Origin of the sequence: Azospirillum brasilense, assembly GCF_008365405.1 — a bacterium.
GTDB lineage: Bacteria > Pseudomonadota > Alphaproteobacteria > Azospirillales > Azospirillaceae > Azospirillum > Azospirillum brasilense_D.
The window spans coordinates 13,164-32,213 of record NZ_QOKV01000003.1; the positions used below are offsets into that span (position 1 = coordinate 13,164).

Below are 19,050 nucleotides of genomic sequence, written 5' to 3' on the forward strand. Positions count from 1 at the left end.
GGGGTGTCGCGCCTTATCGGAATGCGGGAACCGGATGCCGGTTTCTCCATCCTGCCCCGGAAATTGGCGGACGCAACCGTTTCAGATAAAAATTTCGGTCCGCGTCAGCGGCCACCCTCAACGATTTACGATCAGCGCCACGCCCAGCACCGCCACGATGGCGCCCGCCCAGGCGCCGGCCCCCGGACGCTGGCGGGTCCAGACCCACAGCATCGGCAGGATCAGCACCGGGCTGGTGGCCGACAGGGTGGCGACCACGCCGGCGTTGCCGTGGGCCAGCCCGATCAGCAGCAGCGTCATGCCCAGCCCCAGACCGATGAAGCCGTTCACCACCACCTGGGCGAAGATGCGCGGCGTCAGGCCGGGGCCGAAGCCGAAGCGCTGGCCGGGCAGCAGCCCACCCGCGAACAGCAGCAGCCCCGACATGCCGACGCGCACCGCCGCCGCCGCGATGGGATCGGCCCCCGCCGCCATCACCGGCCGGGCGATGACCGAACCGGCGGCTTGGCAGACGGCCGCGATCAGGCAGGCGCCGACGCCGACCAGCAGGCGGCCCCGCACCGACTCCCAGTCATGGGGAACGGTGCCGGTGCCGTTCGGCACCGGGCTGGCGCGGAAGAAGATCGCCAGCATCACCCCGGCGGTGACCAGCGCGATGCCGACCGCCGTCCACGGCCCCAGCGCCTCCCCCAGCACGGCCCAGGCGAGCAGCGCGGTGATCGGCGCGTTGGTGGCGTAGATGACCGAATTGCGGCGCGGTCCGATGCGCCCCAGCGCCCAGAACAGCGCGGTGTCGCCCATCACGATGCCGACCGCGCCGGACAGCGCCAGGATCGCCGCCCCTTGCAGGTCGAGCGTCTGCCAGCCACCGAGCAGCGTCGCGGCCAGCGCCGTGCCGACGAAGACGATGCTCATGCGCAGGCGGTTGAAGGCGACCGAGCCGATGGCCCGCACCGGGCCGATGGCGATCAGCCCGCTGGCCGCCCAGCAGAGCGCGGCGCCCAGGGCGGCGAGGTTGGCGGTCAGCATGATGGGAGCTTCGGAAGGGCAGGGTGGGGCGCAGGCTGGGGCATCGTGGCCGCACCCTATCCGGAACCCCGCCGGGGCGGTAGCGCGGCGGTCGCATGGCGGGAGTGTGGGCAATCGAAGCCGATGCTTTACAACTCGATCAGCGCGTACGGCCTCCCCGACTCCTTCTCGATGGTCTGGGCGACGTTGTAGACCGGTGTGCCGCGCAGGGTCTTGCCGGCGTAGCTGCCGTGGTGGGCGTGGCCATGGACGACCGCCTGGACGTGGAAGCGGTCGATGGTCTCCGCCAGACGGGAGGAGCCGAGGAAGGGATAGATCTCGGTCGGCTCGCCGCGCACCGTCTCGGCGATGGGCGCGTAGTGCAGCACGACCATCGTCCGCTCGGTTTCCAGCTGGCGCAGGGCGCTTTCCAGCCGCATGGCCTCGTTCACCGCCTCGTGCACGAACTGCTTGATCGCGGGTTCGCCGAAGGCGTCGAGCATGCGGTTCTCGAACCCGCCGCCGAAGCCCTTCACCCCGGCGAAGCCGACGCCGCGGATCTCCACCGGGTTGCCGTCGAGGAAGCGGACGCCCGCCTGCTCCAGGATGCGCTGAAGCTCCTCGACATGGCCGCATTCGTGGTCGTGGTTGCCCAGCACGGCGACCACCGGGATGCCGATGGCGCGCAGATCCTCGGCCAGCACCTCGGCCTCGCGCGGCTTGCCGTGGTTGGTCAGGTCGCCGGCCAGCGCCAGGACGTCCGCCCGGTCGGCGATCTCCTGGAACAGCTCGCGGTAGGGATGGGTGGATGTTTCCCCCACATGGATGTCGCCGATGGCGGCGACCTTGATGGTTCCTTCAGTCCGAGTGTGTTCAGCCATGCTTGGTTTCCTCGCCGACGACGTCGGCGAACCCCCAGTCCGTGACGTCGATCCGATAATCCTCGCGCGAGAACAGCCGCCCCCGGCAAATGCGGGTCTGCGGCACCGGCAGCTTCGCGCGCTCGTTCAGCCGGTCCAGAAGCTCCTGCAACAGCCAGCCGGGGATGTGGTCGCGCTCCGTCGGGTAGATGAAGCGGAAGTTCAGGACGTGCATCAGCAGCACCTCCCAGTACTGCTCCATGTGGCCGAGCAGCCGTTTCCAGTCGATGTGGGCGTGCTGCTTGAGGATCATGTGGGCGACGTCGGGACCGTCGTACTTGTGCCGCATCTGCACGAAGGCCTTGGAGAAGACCATTTCCGTCGGCGGGATGAGTTGGACGTCGGCGCCGCAGACCAGCGCGCGGTGATCCTCCTCGAACCAGCGGTCGTTGACCGGGTTGATGGCGGCGGCGGAGTTGAAGATCACGTCGAAGAACAGGTCGCCGTGCAGGACCTTGCCGATCCAGCGCTCGTCCTCGATCTCGGTTCCGAAGCCGCGGTCCTGGAAATGCGCGAGGATGCGCGGAAAGTCGCCGCCCCGGCAGAAGATGTCGATGTCCTTGGTCGGCCGGGTGATCCCGGTGTAGGCGCTGAGCGCGTAGGTGCCGCCCAGCAGGAAGGGTATGCCGGACTCCTTCAGGACCTTCAGGCTTTCCGTGTAGAAGGCCTCGGCCTCGGCCGAGACATCCGCACGGCCTTCGCGCCCCCGGCTTTCGCGCCCCCGGCTTTCACGGTTGCCGTCCATCGCGCCCCCTCTCCCCCGCCGTTGTCCGTCGCGCCTTCAACAGGAGGAGCGGGTGAAACGGCACCATCGAATGGTGGTCATGGCGGGAAAAAGGCAGGCGGAACCGCAGCACCGCTACGCCGGTTGAGGGTGGTATTGCTGATGGGGAGGCAACCGATGGCACGACATCCGATCCCACAGGGCCTTTTGCTCGCCGCCGGCCTCGTGCTGTGCGGCGCCGGTCCCGCTCTGGCGCAGGGAAGCTGCGCCGCGCTGGTCGACCGCTTCGCCGCCGAGAACAACCTGTCGGCCAGCCCGCCGCCGGTCGCGACGCCGCCGGGCAGCTCCGGCTCCACCGCGGGGGATGGAGCCTTGCCCGATGGAGGTTTGGGCGGGAGTTCCGGGACGACGCCGGACCAGCTCGCCCGCTCGGGCGGGGTGGTGGCGCCGCCGGCCTCGGGCGACCGGGCGGTGATCGAGCCGCCGCGCACCGGCGCTCCCATGCCGACCGCCCCGGCGGTGCGGCCCGACGCCGCGCCGAACAGCGGCTCCTCGATGGAGAGCGGGTCGATGGGGCAGGCGGCGCGCAACGCCCAGATCGAATCGCTGGTGACCGCCGCGCGCTCCGCCGCGAAGGACGGCAACGAGCCGCTTTGCATGGAATCGCTGGACAAAGCGCGCGGCCTGACCCGCGCCGCGCCGGGAGCGACGGGTGGTACGATGGGCGGGGGCGGCTGATGGCGACAACGCGGATGATGGCCGAACTGATGGCCGCCGACCTGAGTATTGCGGGTCCCCTTCCTCCGTCACCGCCCACCCCCGACATGCCGGTGCCGCCGCCCGGCATGCCGGACATGCCCGGCGACCCGTCGCGGCCTCCGATCAAGGAGCCGCCGGACGCCATCCCCGTTCCCCCGGAGGAACCGCCGCCGAACCCCGAGCGGCTGATCTGAGAGAGGCCCATCCGGGAGAAAAATGGCACCAGGACCGCAGGCGCGCGAAACGGCACGCTTGCGGTCTTGTGATTCGCGCGGGGAAAGGCGATGTCTTCTGTCGGGCACCGGAGGCCGGTGCCGAGTCGCCTTTTGGAGTTCAGTGGGTCTCATGCACCGTCAACCCCCGCGCCAGCACGTCTACCGCCAGCCCGTCGTCCTCGGCACCCAGGTTCAGGCCACCGTCAAGTGGTACGATCCGACCCGCGGCTTCGGCTTCGTCAAGTTCGAGGACGGGTCGCCCGACGCCCTGATCCCCGCCGCCATCGTCGGCACCGCCGGCCACGAGTCCCTGCCGGACGGCGCCACCGTCGTGGTGGACATCGTCGAGGGACGCAAGGGCAACCAGGTCTCCGCCCTCCATTCGGTCGACACCTCCACCGCTGTCCCGGCGCGCCCCGCCCGTGCCCAGGGCCCGCGCTCGTCGTTCGGTGAGCGGGGCGGCTTCGGCGACCGCAACGATCGCGGGGGCGAGCGCGGATTCGGCAACCGTGGTTTCAACGACCGGGGTGGGGATCGCGGCGGTGATCGTGGCGGTGATCGCGGGTTCGGTGGCCGGGGCGACAGCCGTGGCTTCAACGATCGCGGCGGCGATCGGGGCTTCAACGATCGCGGCGGCGATCGGGGCTTCAACGATCACGGTGGCGATCGGGGCTTCAACGATCGCGGTGGCGATCGGGGCGGTGACCGTGGCGGCTTCGCTGGCCCGCGCCGTCCGGCGGCGGGCGGCCCGGCCACCCAGACCGAGGGCACCGTGAAGTGGTTCAACGCCACCAAGGGCTTCGGCTTCATCGCCCAGGACGGCGGCGGCCAGGACGTGTTCGTTCACATCAAGGCGGTGGAGCGCTCGGGCCTGCAGGGGCTGAACGACGGCCAACGCGTCCGCATCTCCGTCCGCCAAGGCGACAAGGGTCCGGAAGCCGTCTCGGTCGAAGAGGCGTAAAGCGTCGGTCCATTGAAGTTGGGCTTCCGAAGGTAAGGTGTCGTTCGGCCCGGTTGAACGGCGGCGCAAAGCCGCGCATCGTGGCGGAGCGGGGCGGCGGTGCGACGGCACGCCGCCCCGGCCCGACACGACCAAGAGAGGACGTCCAGTGGTTCCCGTCACCTGTCCGACCACGCCCTTCGACGGCCAGAAGCCCGGCACCTCCGGGCTGCGCAAGGCCGTGAAGGTCTTTGAGCAGCCGCGCTATCTGGAAAACTTCGTCCAATCCATCTTCGACTGCGTCGACGGCCTGTCCGGCGCCACGCTGGTGATCGGCGGCGACGGGCGGTACCACAACCGCACCGCCGTTCAGACCATCCTGCGCATGGCCGCGGCCAACGGCGTCGCGCGCGCGGTGGTCGGACGCGGCGGCATCCTGTCCACCCCGGCGGCCTCCTGCGTCATCCGCAAGCGCGGCGCCATCGGCGGCGTGATCCTGTCGGCCAGCCACAACCCCGGCGGCCCGGACGGCGATTTCGGCATCAAGTTCAACGCCGCCAACGGCGGCCCGGCGCCGGAATCGCTGACCGACGCCTTCTTCGCCCGCTCCAAGGCCATCGACGCGTACAAGACGCTGGAATCGCCGGATCTCGACCTCGACCGGCTCGGCGAGACGGCGCTCGGCGGCATGGCGGTGGAGGTCATCGATCCGGTGGCCGACTACGCGGAGCTGATGGACTCGCTGTTCGACATGGCGGCGATCCGCAAGCTGTTCGCGTCGGGCTTCCGCATGGTGTTCGACGCCATGCACGCGGTCACCGGCCCCTACGCCACGGAGATCCTGGAGCGCCGTCTGGGCGCCCCCGCCGGCACCGTCATCAACGGCACGCCGCTGGAGGATTTCGGCGGGCATCACCCCGACCCGAACCTCGCCCATGCGGAGGAGCTGGTCGGGCGGCTGTTCGGGCCGGACGCGCCGGACTTCGGCGCCGCCTCGGACGGTGACGGCGACCGCAACATGATCCTGGGCCGCAACGTCTTCGTCTCGCCCAGCGACAGCCTCGCCGTGCTGGCCGCCAACGCCACCCATGTCCCGGCCTTTAAGGGCGGTCTGGCGGGCGTCGCCCGCTCGATGCCGACCAGCCGGGCGGTGGACCGCGTGGCGGCCAAGCTGGGCATCGCCTGCTACGAGACGCCGACGGGTTGGAAGTTCTTCGGCACGCTGCTCGACGCCGGGCGCATCAACCTGTGCGGCGAGGAGAGCTTCGGCACCGGCGCCGACCATGTGCGCGAGAAGGACGGGCTGTGGGCCGTCCTGATGTGGCTCAACGTGCTGGCCGCCCGCGGCCTGTCGGTCGCCGAGCTGATGGACGAGCATTGGGGCACCTACGGGCGCACCTATTACGGCCGCCACGATTACGAGGCCATCCCGCAGGAGGCCGCCGACGCCCTGATCGCCGAGCTGCGCGGGAAGCTGTCGGGGCTGGCCGGCACGGTTCTCGATGGGCGCACCGTCGCGGCGGCGGACGAGTTCGCCTACACCGACCCGGTGGACGGCAGCCGGTCGGAGCGGCAGGGCTTGCGCGTCGGGTTCGAGGACGGGTCGCGCATCGTCTACCGCCTGTCCGGCACCGGTACGTCGGGCGCCACGCTGCGCGTCTATTTCGAGCGGTACGAGCCGGTCGGCGGCGAGCATGGGCTGGACGCCCCCGCGGCGCTGAAGCCGCTGGCCGATCTGGCGGCGGAGCTGGCCGGCATCGAACGCCACACCGGGCGCACCAAGCCGGATGTCGCCACCTAAAGATTTGTTCTGAAAGAAGGCCCTTCCTCCCACGCTGGGGGAAGGGCCTTTTTCTTTTTCAGAACACCGCCTGGAGCAGGCCCAGCGTGCGCCGCTTGGCCAGGGCGGCGCTGGCCGCGTCGTAGCTGGCGCGCTCGTCGCAGTTGAAGCCGTGGCCGGCCCGATAGAGGTGCGTGATGGCGGCGGGATGGCGCTGGCGCACCGCTTCGGCCACCGTCAAGGGAATGGCGTGGTCCGTCTCGCCGAAATGCAGCAGCACGGGGGCGCGCGGCGCCTCGGCCAGCCGGTTGCCGATGCCGCCGCCGTAATAGGCGACGGCGGCGCGGACCGGCAGGCGCGACGCGGCGGCCCAGGCGATGGTGCCGCCCCAGCAATAGCCGGCGACGGCCGCCCCCTCCGCCCCGCCGAGATGGGCGAGCCCCGCCGCCACGTCGGTCAGCGCGTCGTCGACGCTGATCGCGCCCATCAACTCGCGGCCACGCTGGACGCCGGCCTCGTCGTAGGGCAGCTCCACCCCGCGCTGCGCCCGGTCGAACAGGGCGGGGGCCAGCGTGTGGTAGCCGTCCGCCGCGTAGCCGTCGCAGACGCGGCGGATGTGGCTGTTGATCCCGAAAATCTCCTGGACGATCAGAAGCCGCCCCTTTTCCGGCCCGACGGGCCGGGCTTCGTAGGCGGTCAGCCGGTGCCCGTCGGAGGCGGTCAGGTGCGTCCAGGCGCCGGTCGTTCCGGTGGTCGTGCCGGTCATGGCTGGTCTCTCCCTCCATTCGTTCCGTGCAGGGAAGATAGCAGCCTGACGCCGGGTGTCATCCGCGACCGACCGGCCCATATCCCCTAGGACCGTCACCCCGTCACTGGAGCCGCCCGATGTCCGCCCCCGCCGACCGTTCCCCGACCGCCGGACCCTTCGACCTGACGCCGCCGACGCCGGACCAGCGCGCGGTGCTGGTGGAGCGCCTGTCGGACGAGGAGCGGCACGTCCTGCTCAGCCACGGGACGGAGGCGCCCTTCTGCGGCGGCCTGCTCGACAACAAGAATCCGGGCATCTACGCCTGCCGTCTGTGCGGCCTGCCGCTGTTCCGCTCCGGGACGAAGTTCGAATCCGGCACCGGCTGGCCCAGCTTCACCGCGCCCTACGAGAACGCGCATCTGAAGCTGGTGCAGGACAACAGCTACGGCATGGTGCGGGTGGAGACGCTGTGCGCCCGTTGCGGCAGCCACCAGGGCCACGTCTTCCCCGACGGCCCGCCGCCGACCGGGATGCGCTTCTGCATCAACTCCGTCTCGCTGGCCTTCCTGCCGGAAGGGCAGGCGCCGGCGAGGAGCGTTCAGGATTGGGTGGAGGAGGGGGCGGCGTTCTAGCGGGCGTTCTGCCCCCTCCCTAGCCCTCCCCCTCTACGAGGTGGAGGGGACTGCCGCCGCTTCGCGGAAGGCACCCTCTCCCGCAACGCGGGGGAGGGCCGGGGTGGGGGCAAGTTCGCAAAGCCTGCACCTCCCCCGATCGTCCCGTTTCATTGGATACCCCCTTCATGCCGACCGACGACACATCCCGCCCGCCCATCTCCGTCCTCGACCTCGCCCCGGTGCCGGAAGGCAGCACGCCGGGCGACGCGCTGCGCAACACGCTGGACCTCGCCCGGCACGCCGAGCGGCTGGGCTACCGCCGCTACTGGCTGGCCGAGCACCACAACATGACCGGCATCGCCAGCGCCGCGACCTCCGTCGTCATCGGCCATGTGGCGGCGGGCACCGCAACCATCCGCGTCGGCGCCGGCGGCATCATGCTGCCCAACCACTCGCCACTGGTGATCGCCGAGCAGTTCGGCACGCTGGAATCGCTGTTCCCCGGCCGCATCGACCTCGGGCTGGGCCGGGCGCCCGGCACCGACCAGATGACGCTGCGCGCCCTGCGCCGCGACCCGTCGGTGGCGGAGCAGTTCCCCCAGGACGTGCTGGAGCTTCAGGCCCTGCTCGGTCCCGTCCAGCCGGGCCAGCGCGTGCAGGCGGTGCCCGGCGCCGGAACCGAGGTGCCGCTGTGGATCCTCGGCTCCAGCCTGTTCGGCGCGCAGCTGGCGGCGGCCTTCGGCCTGCCCTACGCCTTCGCCTCGCACTTCGCGCCGGACGCACTGATGCGGGCGCTGCAGGTCTACCGGGAGAATTTCACGCCCTCGGCGCAGCTCGACCGGCCCCACGCCATGGTCGGGGTGAACGTCGTCGCCGCCGAGACCGACGCCGAGGCGCGCCGGCTCTTCACCTCCGCCCAGCAGAGCTTCGCCCGGCTGATCCGCGGCACCCGCGGCCAATTGCCGCCGCCCATCGACGACATCGAGAGCTTCTGGTCGCCGCTGGAGAAGGCGCAGGCGATGAACATGCTGTCCTGCTCCTTCGTCGGCTCGGCGGAGACGGTGCGGCGCGGGCTGGAGTCCTTCCTCGCCGAAACCGGGGCCGACGAGATCATGGTGGCCTCGGCCATCCACGACCACGCGGCGCGGGTGCGCTCCTACGAAATCCTGGCGGAGGTCCATGGGGCGCTGCGGGCCGCGGCCTGACGCGCTCCAAATTGGGGGAGCGGTCCGGCGCAACCGCACAGCGCGCTTCGCGGACTGCGCCATGGACCGCGCCGGAGGGGAGTCCTATCGTCTGTGGCCCGGCGTCGCGTGACGCGGTTCACAGAGATGGAGAGGGGATATGCCTGAGTTTCCCCACGCCAGCAGGGTCAACGTGACGCTTGATCTCCCGCTCGACGTCTATCGGCGTCTGGAACAGCAGGCGCGCTACATGAGCGTTACCGTCGAGGCCCTGTTGAAGACTATCCTGGCGCAGCAGCTCTATGATTCCAGTCTTCGCAATATGGATTAGTTCATTGTCGTGAGGCGGCGCGCACGGCGGCGTCGAGGTCGCCGTGGCTTTCCAGCAGCGCCGCCAGCCCGGCCTCCTCCAGCACGCCGCGGATCGGGCCGGGCACCGCCGCCAGCACGATCCGCACACCGGACCGCCCGCCGGCGTTTCCCGCGCCCGGCCGCGCCTGCCGCACCGCCAGCAGCAGCGAGCGCAGCCCCGCCGGGGTCAGCTGGGTCACCGCCGACAGGTCGAGCACCAGCCCGGCCGGCGTCTTTCCAGGCTCATCCGAGGCGGCGGGGGTCAGTGCTGCGAACAGCCGCGCCTCGAACCGGGGGGCGGCGGCGCTGTCGATCGGCCCCACCGGGCTCAGGATCGTCACGTCGCCGCGCACCTCTTCCGCGATTTGCATCAAACCCTCCGATTTCCCCATCCGGCTGGGCCTGCTATACCTCCTCCGGCGGGGGAATTCCCATCACACGGATCATCATACAGCAGAGCGGCGGCGGGGGCATGGAATCGGACGGACGCTTCGGCGGCGGGGCGGGGCTGCGGGACGGCGGGGAGTTTTCCGACGAGTCCGGCGGCGGGCCGCGCGCTCTCCCGGCCTTCCTCGCGGCGGGGCCCGCCGTGGCCCCGGAGGACCGCCCGCAGGCGGAGGCGCCGCCGGACCAGCCGGCGCGGCTGCGCGGGGCGCTGAACCCGTTGCTGGCCGCCGCCGGGCCGCTGCTCGACCTCGCCGGGTCGCTGCGCGAACGCTCGGGCCACGAGAACCCGGAAGGCTTGCGCGACGCCATCCTCGCCGAGGTCCGCCGCTTCGAGGCGGAGGCCGCCGCCATCGGCGTCCCGCCGGAGGAGGTGCGCGTCGCCCGCTTCGCCCTGTGCACCATGCTGGACGATGTGGTGCGGGCCACCCCCTGGGGGGCGCGCTGCCGCTGGGCGCGCGAGGGGCTGGCGGTGGTGGTCGATCCCGGCGCCGGCGGGCCGGACCGCTTCTTCGACCTGCTCGACACCATGCTGAGCGACCCGCGCCTGCACCGGCTGGAGCTGGAGCTGTTCTACGCCTGCCTGTCGCTGGGCTTCGAGGGCAAGTTCCGCGACAAGCCGCGCGGCGCCCACGACCTCGCCCATCTGCGGGACGAGCTGTTCCGCGTGCTGCGCCGCCTGCGCGGCGAGCGGGAGCGCGCGCTGTCGCCGCAATGGCGGGGCGTCGCCGAACGCTTCCGCCCGCTGGGGCATGTGCTGCCGCCCTGGCTGGCCGCGGTGGCGGTGGCGACGCTGCTCGGCGGGCTGTTCCTGACCCTGTCGGCCTCGCTGGGCGGCCGGGCGGACGCGGTGGTGACGCGGCTGGGCGCGCTGCTTCCCGACCGGCCGCTGGAGCTGGTCCGCACCGTCCCGCCGCCGCCGCCCAGCGCGGGGCCGGCGCTGGCCGTCCGGGTGACCGCCCTGCTCCAGCCGGAAATCCGCTCCGGCGCCGTGGCGGTGCTGGCCGGCGACGACGGGGCGTTGGTCATCCGCATCGAGGGGGCGGGCATGTTCGCCACCGGCAGCGACGCCATCCGCGCCCGCTACCGCGCCGTGGTCGACCGCGTCGGGCAGGCGCTGGGTCCCGAGGCCGGGCGCGTGGTGGTGGTCGCCCACACCGACGACCAGACGCCGCGCGGCGGCGGGCTGCCGACGCCGGAGGCGCTGACCGAGGCGCGGGCGGTGGCCGTGCTGAAGATCCTGGAGCGCACGCTGGGCGCCGAGCGCCTGACCGCCGAAGGGCGGGGCGAGCGCGAGCCGCTGGCCCCCAACACCACGCCGGCCAACCGGGGCGCCAACCGGCGCGTCGATGTCCGCCTCTACCCCGAATAGGCCGCGGTCCATGAGCGAACCGTCCCCGCACACCCGCTCCAAGACGCCCCAGGGCAGGGTCCGCCGCGCCGATCCGGCGATGGCGCCGCGCCTGCGCTGGTGGACCACGCTCGCGGTCGCCCTGTCGGTCGGGCTGCTCGGCTGGGCGGTGATGCCGCTGCTCGGCTTCGGCGGTCTCGCCCGCCTGCTGCCGGCGCTGGTCCTGCTCGGCCTGTGGTACGCGCTGAACCGGCACGAGGACGGCCGGCAGAGCGCCGCCAACGCCCGCTTCGTCGAGGCGCTGGCGGCGTCCCGCGATCCCGAGCTGAAGGCGTCGCTGGACGAGCTGGGCACGGTGCGCGAGCGGCTGGACGCGGTGATCGACCGGCTGAAGACGCAGCGCTTCGGCGCGCGCTGGGGCGGCCAGTATCTCTACCAGCTTCCCTGGTATCTGGTGATCGGCGCCCCCGGCTCGGGCAAGACGACGGCGCTGGCCAACGCCCGGCTGGGCGCGGCGCTGGGCGGCGGGCTGGACGGCATGCCGGTGCAGAATCTGGGCGGCACGCGCAACTGCGACTGGTGGTTCACCGACGAGGCGGTGCTGATCGACACGGCGGGCCGCTACACCACCCAGGACAGCCGCCGCGCCATCGACGGCCGCGTCTGGTCCGGCCTGCTCGACCTGCTGAAGGAGCACCGCCCGCGCCAGCCGGTGAACGGCGTGCTTCTGACCATCAGCCTGACCGACCTCGCCTCCTGGAGCGACGCGGAGCGGCACAACCACGCCATCACCATCCGCCAGCGGCTGGGCGAGCTGCGCGCCCATCTCGGCATCCGCGTGCCGGTCTATCTGCTGTGCACCAAGGCCGACCTCGTCGACGGCTTCACCACCTATTTCGACCCGCTGGACCGGGCGGAGCGCGCCCAGATCTGGGGCATCACCTTCCCGGTGGAGGACCTGCCGCCCGGCCCGCTGGCCAGCTTCCACGCGCAGTACGCGGCGCTGCTGCGCCGGCTGGAGGAGCGGCTTCCCGAACGGCTGCACCAGGAGCCGGACATCCAGCGGCGCGGCGACGCCTTCGCCTTTCCGCTGCGCATGGCGGGCTTCGAGGCGGCGCTGGCCGACCTCGTCGACACCGCCTTCACCGCGGAGGCCAACGAGGCGGTGCCGCTGCTGCGCGGCATCTACCTGACCAGCGCCACCCAGCCCGGCGCCTCCGCGGAATCGCCGGCCCAGACCTTCTTCCTGGAGCGGCTGCTGCCCGAGGTGGTCTTCCCCGAGGCCAACATGGTCGGGGTGGACCGCGCGCTGGAGCGGGCGCGGCGGCGGCGCCATGTCTGGGCGCTCGGCGGGACGGCGGCGGCGGGTGTGCTGCTCGGGCTGGCCGGGCTGAGCAGCCACCGCGCCAACGAGGCGCTGCTGGTGCGGGCGGAGGCCGCCGTGGCGGTGGCGGAGGAGCGGCTGCGCGCCCTCGACACCCCGCCGCGCTCGCTGACGCGGGTGGAGGATTCCGACTTTCTCGCCGTCCTGCCGGCGCTCGACGCGCTGCGCGCCCTGCCGGCCGGCTGGACCGAGCGGGCGGAGCGGCGGGCGTCCCTGCTCGGCTTCGGCCTGTCGCAGGGGGAGCGCGTCGGCCTGCCCGCCGAGGAGGTTTACCGGCGGGCGCTGCGCAGCGTGTTCCTGTCGCGCATCGTGCTGCGGCTGGAGGAGCAGCTGCGCACCGGCTGGGCGCGGCCCGACCTGCTGCGGCAGAGCCTGCGCGCCTACGCCATGATCGGCGGGCGGGAGCCGCTGGACCCGGCGGTCCTGGCCGAATGGCTGGCCGCCGACTGGCAGCGCACGCTCCCCGGCGCCGCCCATGAGGCGGAGCGCCGGGCGCTCGGCGACCATCTGGCGGCGCTGGTCGAGGCCGGCTTCGCCCCGGTGCCGCCGGACGAGGCGCTGGTGTCGCGCGTCCTCGACGTGCTGGGCCAGCCGACCGCGCCGATGCCCCGCCCCCCCAACGACGGCGGGGCCGGCTGATGAGCCCCGGTTTCGCGGTGGGCTTCCACGGGAAGGTGCCGGCGCGCGGTGATTTCGTGGGCTACGGCCTGCCGCGCGGCGTGCTGCTTCCCTGGGACGCCTGGCTGACGGAGGTTCTCGACGCGGCGGTGCGCCAGCTCGGCTCGCCCTGGGAGCGGCTGTTCCAATCGGCCCCGGTCTGGCGCTTCGCCCTGTCGCCCGGCCTGTGCGGGGAGCCGCCGCTGGCCGGCATCATGATGCCCAGCGCCGACCGGGTGGGGCGGCAGTACCCCTTCACCATCGTCGGCACTCTGCCCTACGGCACCGATCTGGCCGTGGTGCCGGTGGCCTGCCTGCACTGGTTCACCCGCGCGGAATCCATCGCTGCCGACGCCTGCCGCGCCGGGGCCGACGTGGACGCGCTGCCCGCCCGCATGGCGATCCTGGGCCGCCCGGAACCGAACGGCGCCGACCCGACCGTCGCGACCGTGGTCGAGGAGCGCGTCGGCCCGCTGCCGCCCCGCGCCAGCCTGTGGTGGAGCCGCGGCGGCGGGCGGGTTCCGCCCTCGGTGCTGACCTGCTGCGGCCTGCCGCGCTCGTCCCGCGCCGCGGCCTTCATCGACGGCGCCTGGGAGCGGCGGGGCTGGGACGATCTGGACGGGTAGGGGGAGTGGGCAGGACCGCCGCCTTTGATATTCCCTCTCCCGCCCCGGGAGAGGGAAGGGGCCCACGCCACCGGCGTGGGAAGGGTGAGGGTAACATCAACGGGCAGGGACCTTGATCCTCGCATGACCCTCACCCGCCCGCTGCGCGGGCACCCTCTCCCGGGGCGGGAGAGGGATTGGACGCCAAAACGCCGGAAGGGCGCACAAAGCGACCACTCCCACCTCACCCTCCCAGATTGACGATCTCCACCCGGCGGTTCTCCGCGGCCTTCGGCGTCCTGGGCAGCAGCGGTTCCCGCGCGCCCATGCCGGCGGTGTCCAGCCGGTCGCGGCGCACGCCGTGCTGTTCCGCCAGATAATCCGCCACGGCGTCGGCCCGGCGCTGCGACAGCGCCCGGTTGGCCGCGTCGCCGCCCACCGCGTCGGTGTGGCCGACGATGCGGAAGCGGGCGGTCGCCGCCTCCGGCGCCGTCATCACCGCGCCGATGCGGTCGAGCACCGCCCGCGAGTCCGGGCGGATGCGCGCCGAGTTGAAATCGAAGCCGATCCGGAAGGCGGCGCGGAGCCCGGCCTTCAGCGCCGCGACGGGCGGGTCCGGCGGCGGCCCCGGCAGGGCGGGCACCGCCACCGGGGCGGGAGCCGGTGCGGAGGCTGATGCGGGAGCCGGGGGCGGTGCCGCCGCGACGGGCGGCGGCGGCGGGCGCTTCATGACGATGGGCGGGCAACCGGGGCCGGCGGCGCCGAACAGGGCGGCCTGGATCTCGCATTCGCTGGGGTTGGGGCCGAGCGGGGCGGCGGGCGTCGCCGATTGCGCCAGGGCCGCACCCGCCGGAAGAGCCAGCCAGCCCCCTAAAAGTCCGACCGTCAATGCCCCGATTGTTGGGATTTTGCGCATATGCATGACCGCATTGTTCCAGGCTTGGGGGCGGGCCGTCAAATTCCGCGTGGAACAGACGTGCGTGCCTCTGTACGATCCCGGTCCGATCTTTCGTTTGCGGTATGTGGGAGGAAACAAGAATGAAGTCGATGAAGGCGCTGTTCGCCGGTCTGGCGCTGGCCGCCATGGTTCTGCCGGGCGTCGTCGCCAGCAGCGCGGCGGCGGCGGACTACAAGGCCGAGTACAAGCTGTCCACCGTGCTGGGCAAGCCGTTCCCCTGGGGCATCGGCGGCGACCGCTGGGCCGAGCTGGTCAAGGAGAAGACCAACGGGCGCATCAATGTGAAGATGTATCCCGGCTCCGCCCTGGTGAACGGCGACCAGACCAAGGAATTCACCGCGCTGCGCCAGGGCGTGATCGACATGGCGGTGGGCTCGACCATCAACTGGTCGCCGCAGGTGAAGGAGCTGAACCTCTTCTCGCTGCCCTTCCTGATGCCCGACCACAAGGCGATGGACGCGCTGACCCAGGGGCCGGTCGGCAAGCAGCTGTTCGACCTGCTCGCCACCAAGGACGTGGTGCCGCTGGCCTGGGGCGAGAACGGCTTCCGCGAGGTCTCCAACTCCAAGCACGCCATCCGCAAGCCGGAAGACTTGAAGGGCCTGAAGATCCGCGTCGTCGGCTCGCCGCTCTACCTCGACACCTTCACCGCGCTCGGCGCCAACCCGACGCAGATGAGCTGGGCCGACGCGCAGCCGGCCCTGTCCACCGGCGCCGTCGACGGGCAGGAGAACCCGGTCGGCGTGTTCGTCGCCGGCAAGCTGCCGACGCTCGGCCAGAAGCACCTGACCCTGTGGGGCTACGTCGCCGACCCGCTGATCTTCGTGGTCAACAAGGAGGTCTGGAACAGCTGGTCGAAGGAAGACCAGGAGGCGGTGCGCGCCGCCGCCGTCCAGGCCGCCGCCGAGGAGGTCGCCATCGCCCGCAAGGGCATCACCGCCCAGGACGACAGCCTGCTGAAGGACATCGCCGCCCAGGGCGTGGAGGTCGTGCAGCTCACCCCCGAGCAGCAGAAGGCCTTCCAGAAGGCCACCCAGGCCGTCTACGACAAGTGGGCCAAGACCATCGGCCCCGATCTCGTGAAGGCCGCCGAGACCTCCGTCGCCAACCGGAAGTAAGCCTGCAGCCTGCCCAAGTCATTGCCCCCATCCTGATCCGCGAGGGGAGAGGGTGGGGGCAATCGATTCCCACTTCGAGATTTTCCGATGAACAACGATCTGCTGGAAGCCGGCATGGCGACGGAGCAGCCCAAGACGCGGGTGCCGGTGACGCTGGAGCGTTCGCTGGCCGCCCTGTCCATGGCCGCCCTGTGCCTCGTCACCTTCGCCAACGTCGTGACGCGCTACCTGACCGACGTGTCCCTGGCCTTCACCGAGGAATATTCGATCTTCCTGCTGGTGGTCATGACGCTGTTCGGTTCCGCCGTCGCCGTCGCCGCCGACCGGCACATCCGCATCACCTTTATCGCCGAGAAATTGCCGCCAGCCCTGCGCCGGGTAACGGAGCTGGTGGCCTGGACGGCGGCTCTGGCGATGTTCGGCCTGCTCGTCTGGTACGGCGGGCGCCTGACCTACGACCAGTGGCGGTTCGAGGAAACCTCGCCCGGCCTGGGCAACCCGCAGTGGCTCTATACGGTCTGGCTTCCGCTGCTGTCGGCGGTCGTCGCCCTGCGCGTGATCGGGCGCCTGATCCGCACGGCGAAGGGAACGGCTTGATGGCGTTGACAATTCTGTTCGGCGGCTTCCTGCTGCTTCTGGTGATCGGCGCGCCGCTGGCGGTGGCCCTGGGGCTGGCGGGGTCGCTGGCGATCCTGGACGCGCAGCTCGGCATCCTGTCGGTTCCGACCAACGTCTATGCCGGCATCGCCAAATACCCGCTGCTGGCCATCCCGGTCTTCATCCTGGCTGGGCTGATCTTCGAGCGGGCGGGCGTGGCCAAGCAGCTCGTCACCTTCGCGTCCTCCATCGTCGGGGCGAAGAACGGCGGGCTGGCGGTGGTGGCGATCCTGGTCTGCATGGTCATGGGCGGCATCTCCGGTTCCGGCCCCGCCGACGCGGCGGCGGTCGCCACGGTGATGATCCCGTCCATGCACAAGGCCGGCTATCCGAAGGCCTTCTCGGCCAGCGTGATCGCGGCGGCGGCGGCGACGGCCATCCTGATCCCGCCTTCGGTCGCCTTCATCATCTACAGCGTCCTGGTGCCCCAAGCGTCGGTGCCGGCGCTGTTCGCGGCGGGGATGGTTCCCGGCATCCTGGCCGGCCTGTCGCTGCTGGCGCCGACGATCTGGCTGTCGCGCAAGCACGGCTTCGGCCTAAAGGACGCCGGGCCGCGCCCGCCCTTCTGGCGCAGCCTGCGGCAGGCGATCTGGGGGCTGCTGGCCCCGGTGATCATCCTGGGCGGCCTGCGCACCGGCGCCTTCACCCCGACCGAGGCGGCGGTGGTCGCCGTCTTCTACGGTCTGGCCGTCGGCGTCTTCGTCTACCGCAGCCTGACCTGGCGCGAGCTGTACGAGGTGCTGGCCGAGGCGGCGGAGATGTCCGCCGTGGTTCTGCTCATCATCGCGCTGTCCAGCGTCTTCGCCTGGGCGGGCAGCACGATGGGCGCCTTCGACCGGGTGGCCGCCCTGGCGATCGAGGGGGTGGGCAGCGAGGTCCTCGTCCTGCTGCTGCTGAACGTGGCGCTGCTGGCGCTGGGGATGGTGCTGGACGCGGTGTCGATCTTCCTGATCCTGCTGCCGCTGCTGACCCCGATCATGACCGCCTTCCACTGGGACCCGGTGTGGTTCGGCGTGATGCTGACCATGAATCTCGCCATCGGCCAGTTCACCCCGCCCATGGCGGTGAACCTGATGGTGACCACGCGGGTGGCCGGCATCAGCATCGAATCGACGGTGCGCTGGGTGCTGTGGATGGTCGCCGCGATGCTCTGCGCGCTGGTTCTGGTGACCTTCGTGCCGGAACTGTCGCTCTGGCTGCCGCGGAAGCTCGGTTACCTGTAGCCCTTACGCCTTGGCGCGGCGGGTGGCCAGAAGGATGCCCGCCGCGATCAGGCCGATGCCGGCGGCATGGTAGAGGTGGGGCTGCTCGCCGAGGAACAGGATGGCGAGGACGCTTCCGAACACCGGCATCAGATGGATGCACATCCCCGCCGTGTTGGCGCCCACCAGGGCCACGGCGCGGTTGAAGCAGAGATAGGCGGCGATCGACGGGAACAGTGCCACGTAGGCGACCGCCCCCAGCGCCGTCGGGGTGATCGGCATGGGGTTCCCGCCGACGCTTTCCCAGAGATAGAAGGGCAGCAGCATCGCCGCGCCGCCCGCGAAGGTGACGGCGATGAAGCTGAGCCCGTGCACCGTCGGGCGGCGGCGCAGCAGGGCGGTGTAGGCGGCGTAGCCGAGCACCGCCGCCAGCACCCACAAATCCCCGGCGGCGAGCTGAAGCCCAATCAGCACCACCGGGTCGCCCCGCGCGATCAGCGTCAGGGCGCCGGTCAGCGACACGGCGATGCCCACCCCCTGCAGCGGGGTCACCCGGTCGCCGAACAGGGCCAGGCTCATCAGCACGATCAGCACCGGCATGGAGGACTGCATCATCACCGCGTTCAGCGCCGTGGTGGTGTGCAGACCCACATAGAGGAAAGTGTTGAAGACGGCGATGCCCAGCGCCGACAGCAGCAGGACGACCGGCCATTGGGCGGCCAGCACCCGTGCGTCGTGCCGCAGGTGCCGCCACGCGAAGGGCAGCACCAGCAGCATCCCCAGCGTCCAGCGCCAGAAGGCCAGCCCGACCGGCGGCACCTCGCCCGACACCGCGCGGCCCAGGACGGCGTTGCTGGACCAGAACAGCGGCGGCAACATCATCAGGAGCCACGCCTGATCGAACAGGCGGCGGCGGGCGGGGGTGGCGTTTTCGCTCACGGCTGGCGACTCATGGGGCTGGACGTGGACCCGTCAAGGGGCGTTTCGCGGCTCAGCCGCGGCGGCGCGGGGAGGCGAAGGGCGAAAGAGGACCATCGCCACGGGGGCCGTCACCGCGCGGACCATCCGACCGGAAGGTCTCGCTGCGGGAGAAGCCCTCCCGGCGCGGGCGGTCGCCACGGGGACCATCGCCACGGGGACCATCACCGCGCGGACCATCACCGCGCGGACCATCACCACGGGGGCCGCGCCCCTCGCCACGGGGACCGTCGCCACGGCCCTCGCGCGGGGGCTTCGGCGGCTGGCGCATCTCCGCGTCCAGCTCGGCGATGCGCTTCATCAGCGCTTCACGGATCGCCGGGGCCGCGTGGGACTTCAGGGTGGCGAGCTGCTCCTTCAACTGCTGGAGCTGAAGCTGCTTCTGCTCCCGCGTGCGCTTGATGGCGACGTTGTCGGAATGCTGGCCGTCGAAGGCGCGCATGAAAAGGTCCT

21 protein-coding genes are annotated in these 19,050 nt (G+C 71.6%); 13 read left to right on the top strand and 8 right to left on the bottom strand.

Annotation, left to right across the window (positions count from 1 at the left end; all coding sequences use genetic code 11):
- Positions 1 to 117: 117 nt before the first annotated feature.
- The 3 genes from DS837_RS06780 to DS837_RS06790 all read right to left on the bottom strand — a co-directional run bounded on the left by DS837_RS06780 (position 118) and on the right by DS837_RS06790 (position 2,673).
- Entirely contained in the window at positions 118 to 1,029 is a 912-nt protein-coding gene (locus tag DS837_RS06780) for a DMT family transporter (protein ID WP_149164056.1), read from the bottom strand.
- A gap of 128 nt (positions 1,030 to 1,157) precedes the next feature.
- Positions 1,158 to 1,889: a metallophosphoesterase family protein gene (locus DS837_RS06785; protein ID WP_149164057.1), complete on the bottom strand. Its 732-nt coding sequence runs from the start codon at positions 1,887 to 1,889 to the stop codon at positions 1,158 to 1,160.
- Positions 1,882 to 2,673 (bottom strand): nucleotidyltransferase family protein, encoded by a 792-nt coding sequence (locus DS837_RS06790; protein ID WP_149164058.1) that lies wholly within the window; start codon positions 2,671 to 2,673, stop codon positions 1,882 to 1,884. Before DS837_RS06790 ends, DS837_RS06785 begins: the two co-directional genes overlap by 8 nt.
- Positions 2,674 to 2,829: 156 nt before the next feature.
- Here DS837_RS06790 and DS837_RS06795 point away from each other — a divergent pair, with 156 nt between their 5' ends.
- From DS837_RS06795 to DS837_RS06810, 4 genes are all read left to right on the top strand, one after another.
- Positions 2,830 to 3,390 (top strand): hypothetical protein, encoded by a 561-nt coding sequence (locus DS837_RS06795; protein ID WP_149164059.1) that lies wholly within the window; start codon positions 2,830 to 2,832, stop codon positions 3,388 to 3,390.
- Positions 3,390 to 3,605 (top strand): hypothetical protein, encoded by a 216-nt coding sequence (locus DS837_RS06800; protein ID WP_149164060.1) that lies wholly within the window; start codon positions 3,390 to 3,392, stop codon positions 3,603 to 3,605. Before DS837_RS06795 ends, DS837_RS06800 begins: the two co-directional genes overlap by 1 nt.
- A gap of 151 nt (positions 3,606 to 3,756) precedes the next feature.
- Complete coding sequence (locus DS837_RS33040) at positions 3,757 to 4,587, top strand: cold-shock protein (RefSeq protein ID WP_149164061.1); 831 nt, start codon at positions 3,757 to 3,759, stop codon at positions 4,585 to 4,587.
- Positions 4,588 to 4,735: 148 nt separating this feature from the next.
- The gene (locus DS837_RS06810) at positions 4,736 to 6,367 is read left to right on the top strand and encodes an alpha-D-glucose phosphate-specific phosphoglucomutase (RefSeq protein ID WP_149164062.1); all 1,632 of its coding nucleotides are present in this window, start codon (positions 4,736 to 4,738) and stop codon (positions 6,365 to 6,367) included.
- Between the two features lie 58 nt (positions 6,368 to 6,425).
- Here DS837_RS06810 and DS837_RS06815 read toward each other — a convergent pair whose 3' ends face one another.
- The gene (locus DS837_RS06815) at positions 6,426 to 7,112 is read right to left on the bottom strand and encodes a dienelactone hydrolase family protein (RefSeq protein ID WP_149164063.1); all 687 of its coding nucleotides are present in this window, start codon (positions 7,110 to 7,112) and stop codon (positions 6,426 to 6,428) included.
- A 119-nt stretch (positions 7,113 to 7,231) separates the two neighbouring features.
- Here DS837_RS06815 and msrB point away from each other — a divergent pair, with 119 nt between their 5' ends.
- The 3 genes from msrB to DS837_RS31980 all read left to right on the top strand — a co-directional run bounded on the left by msrB (position 7,232) and on the right by DS837_RS31980 (position 9,223).
- Positions 7,232 to 7,726 (top strand): peptide-methionine (R)-S-oxide reductase MsrB, encoded by a 495-nt coding sequence (msrB, locus tag DS837_RS06820; protein WP_149164064.1) that lies wholly within the window; start codon positions 7,232 to 7,234, stop codon positions 7,724 to 7,726.
- 167 nt (positions 7,727 to 7,893) lie between these two features.
- Positions 7,894 to 8,913 carry an LLM class flavin-dependent oxidoreductase gene (locus DS837_RS06825; protein ID WP_149164065.1) on the top strand — a complete coding sequence of 340 codons (1,020 nt, stop codon included), beginning with the start codon at positions 7,894 to 7,896 and terminating at the stop codon, positions 8,911 to 8,913.
- Between the two features lie 139 nt (positions 8,914 to 9,052).
- A complete protein-coding gene (locus DS837_RS31980; protein ID WP_170295769.1) occupies positions 9,053 to 9,223 on the top strand; it encodes a hypothetical protein in 171 nt (56 codons plus the stop codon).
- Position 9,224: 1 nt separating this feature from the next.
- Here DS837_RS31980 and DS837_RS06830 read toward each other — a convergent pair whose 3' ends face one another.
- A complete protein-coding gene (locus tag DS837_RS06830; RefSeq protein ID WP_170295770.1) occupies positions 9,225 to 9,614 on the bottom strand; it encodes an STAS domain-containing protein in 390 nt (129 codons plus the stop codon).
- Between the two features lie 101 nt (positions 9,615 to 9,715).
- Between DS837_RS06830 and icmH the strand changes: the two genes are divergently transcribed.
- The 3 genes from icmH to tagF are packed head-to-tail and all read left to right on the top strand — an operon-like array spanning position 9,716 to position 13,705.
- Positions 9,716 to 11,059 (top strand): type IVB secretion system protein IcmH/DotU, encoded by a 1,344-nt coding sequence (gene icmH, locus DS837_RS06835; protein ID WP_149164067.1) that lies wholly within the window; start codon positions 9,716 to 9,718, stop codon positions 11,057 to 11,059.
- A 10-nt stretch (positions 11,060 to 11,069) separates the two neighbouring features.
- Complete coding sequence (gene tssM, locus DS837_RS06840) at positions 11,070 to 13,061, top strand: type VI secretion system membrane subunit TssM (protein ID WP_247889807.1); 1,992 nt, start codon at positions 11,070 to 11,072, stop codon at positions 13,059 to 13,061.
- Positions 13,061 to 13,705, top strand: coding sequence for a type VI secretion system-associated protein TagF (gene tagF / locus DS837_RS06845; RefSeq protein ID WP_014239131.1), 645 nt, complete (start codon positions 13,061 to 13,063; stop codon positions 13,703 to 13,705). The genes tssM and tagF overlap by 1 nt, the downstream gene beginning before the upstream one ends.
- 223 nt (positions 13,706 to 13,928) lie before the next feature.
- On the opposite strand, the gene DS837_RS06850 is transcribed toward tagF, so the two are convergent.
- The gene (locus DS837_RS06850) at positions 13,929 to 14,573 is read right to left on the bottom strand and encodes an OmpA family protein (protein WP_149164069.1); all 645 of its coding nucleotides are present in this window, start codon (positions 14,571 to 14,573) and stop codon (positions 13,929 to 13,931) included.
- 149 nt (positions 14,574 to 14,722) lie between these two features.
- Here DS837_RS06850 and DS837_RS06855 point away from each other — a divergent pair, with 149 nt between their 5' ends.
- The 3 genes from DS837_RS06855 (at position 14,723) to DS837_RS06865 (ending at position 17,640) form a co-directional block, all read left to right on the top strand.
- Positions 14,723 to 15,760 carry a DctP family TRAP transporter solute-binding subunit gene (locus DS837_RS06855; protein ID WP_211102139.1) on the top strand — a complete coding sequence of 346 codons (1,038 nt, stop codon included), beginning with the start codon at positions 14,723 to 14,725 and terminating at the stop codon, positions 15,758 to 15,760.
- An 87-nt stretch (positions 15,761 to 15,847) separates the two neighbouring features.
- Positions 15,848 to 16,357, top strand: a complete 510-nt coding sequence (locus DS837_RS06860; RefSeq protein ID WP_247889808.1) for a TRAP transporter small permease — start codon at positions 15,848 to 15,850, stop codon at positions 16,355 to 16,357.
- Positions 16,357 to 17,640, top strand: a complete 1,284-nt coding sequence (locus DS837_RS06865; protein ID WP_149164070.1) for a TRAP transporter large permease — start codon at positions 16,357 to 16,359, stop codon at positions 17,638 to 17,640. Before DS837_RS06860 ends, DS837_RS06865 begins: the two co-directional genes overlap by 1 nt.
- Positions 17,641 to 17,643: 3 nt before the next feature.
- On the opposite strand, the gene DS837_RS06870 is transcribed toward DS837_RS06865, so the two are convergent.
- Both DS837_RS06870 and DS837_RS06875 read right to left on the bottom strand, forming a co-directional pair.
- On the bottom strand, positions 17,644 to 18,558 hold the full coding sequence (locus tag DS837_RS06870; RefSeq protein ID WP_149164071.1) for a DMT family transporter: 915 nt from the start codon (positions 18,556 to 18,558) through the stop codon (positions 17,644 to 17,646).
- A 52-nt stretch (positions 18,559 to 18,610) separates the two neighbouring features.
- A complete protein-coding gene (locus tag DS837_RS06875; protein ID WP_149164072.1) occupies positions 18,611 to 19,039 on the bottom strand; it encodes a hypothetical protein in 429 nt (142 codons plus the stop codon).
- Positions 19,040 to 19,050: the final 11 nt, after the last annotated feature.

What these genes read in the sequence shown, in the direction of transcription:
- DS837_RS06780 (WP_149164056.1), bottom strand. Translation starts at nt 1,029, where the DNA reads ATGCTGACCGCCAACCTCGCCGCCCTGGGCGCCGCGCTCTGCTGGGCG.
- DS837_RS06785 (WP_149164057.1), bottom strand. Translation starts at nt 1,889, where the DNA reads ATGGCTGAACACACTCGGACTGAAGGAACCATCAAGGTCGCCGCCATC.
- DS837_RS06790 (WP_149164058.1), bottom strand. Translation starts at nt 2,673, where the DNA reads ATGGACGGCAACCGTGAAAGCCGGGGGCGCGAAAGCCGGGGGCGCGAA.
- DS837_RS06795 (WP_149164059.1), top strand. Translation starts at nt 2,830, where the DNA reads ATGGCACGACATCCGATCCCACAGGGCCTTTTGCTCGCCGCCGGCCTC.
- DS837_RS06800 (WP_149164060.1), top strand. Translation starts at nt 3,390, where the DNA reads ATGGCGACAACGCGGATGATGGCCGAACTGATGGCCGCCGACCTGAGT.
- DS837_RS33040 (WP_149164061.1), top strand. Translation starts at nt 3,757, where the DNA reads ATGCACCGTCAACCCCCGCGCCAGCACGTCTACCGCCAGCCCGTCGTC.
- DS837_RS06815 (WP_149164063.1), bottom strand. Translation starts at nt 7,112, where the DNA reads ATGACCGGCACGACCACCGGAACGACCGGCGCCTGGACGCACCTGACC.
- msrB (WP_149164064.1), top strand. Translation starts at nt 7,232, where the DNA reads ATGTCCGCCCCCGCCGACCGTTCCCCGACCGCCGGACCCTTCGACCTG.
- DS837_RS06825 (WP_149164065.1), top strand. Translation starts at nt 7,894, where the DNA reads ATGCCGACCGACGACACATCCCGCCCGCCCATCTCCGTCCTCGACCTC.
- DS837_RS31980 (WP_170295769.1), top strand. Translation starts at nt 9,053, where the DNA reads ATGCCTGAGTTTCCCCACGCCAGCAGGGTCAACGTGACGCTTGATCTC.
- DS837_RS06830 (WP_170295770.1), bottom strand. Translation starts at nt 9,614, where the DNA reads ATGCAAATCGCGGAAGAGGTGCGCGGCGACGTGACGATCCTGAGCCCG.
- icmH (WP_149164067.1), top strand. Translation starts at nt 9,716, where the DNA reads ATGGAATCGGACGGACGCTTCGGCGGCGGGGCGGGGCTGCGGGACGGC.
- tssM (WP_247889807.1), top strand. Translation starts at nt 11,070, where the DNA reads ATGAGCGAACCGTCCCCGCACACCCGCTCCAAGACGCCCCAGGGCAGG.
- tagF (WP_014239131.1), top strand. Translation starts at nt 13,061, where the DNA reads ATGAGCCCCGGTTTCGCGGTGGGCTTCCACGGGAAGGTGCCGGCGCGC.
- DS837_RS06855 (WP_211102139.1), top strand. Translation starts at nt 14,723, where the DNA reads ATGAAGTCGATGAAGGCGCTGTTCGCCGGTCTGGCGCTGGCCGCCATG.
- DS837_RS06860 (WP_247889808.1), top strand. Translation starts at nt 15,848, where the DNA reads ATGAACAACGATCTGCTGGAAGCCGGCATGGCGACGGAGCAGCCCAAG.
- DS837_RS06865 (WP_149164070.1), top strand. Translation starts at nt 16,357, where the DNA reads ATGGCGTTGACAATTCTGTTCGGCGGCTTCCTGCTGCTTCTGGTGATC.
- DS837_RS06875 (WP_149164072.1), bottom strand. Translation starts at nt 19,039, where the DNA reads ATGCGCGCCTTCGACGGCCAGCATTCCGACAACGTCGCCATCAAGCGC.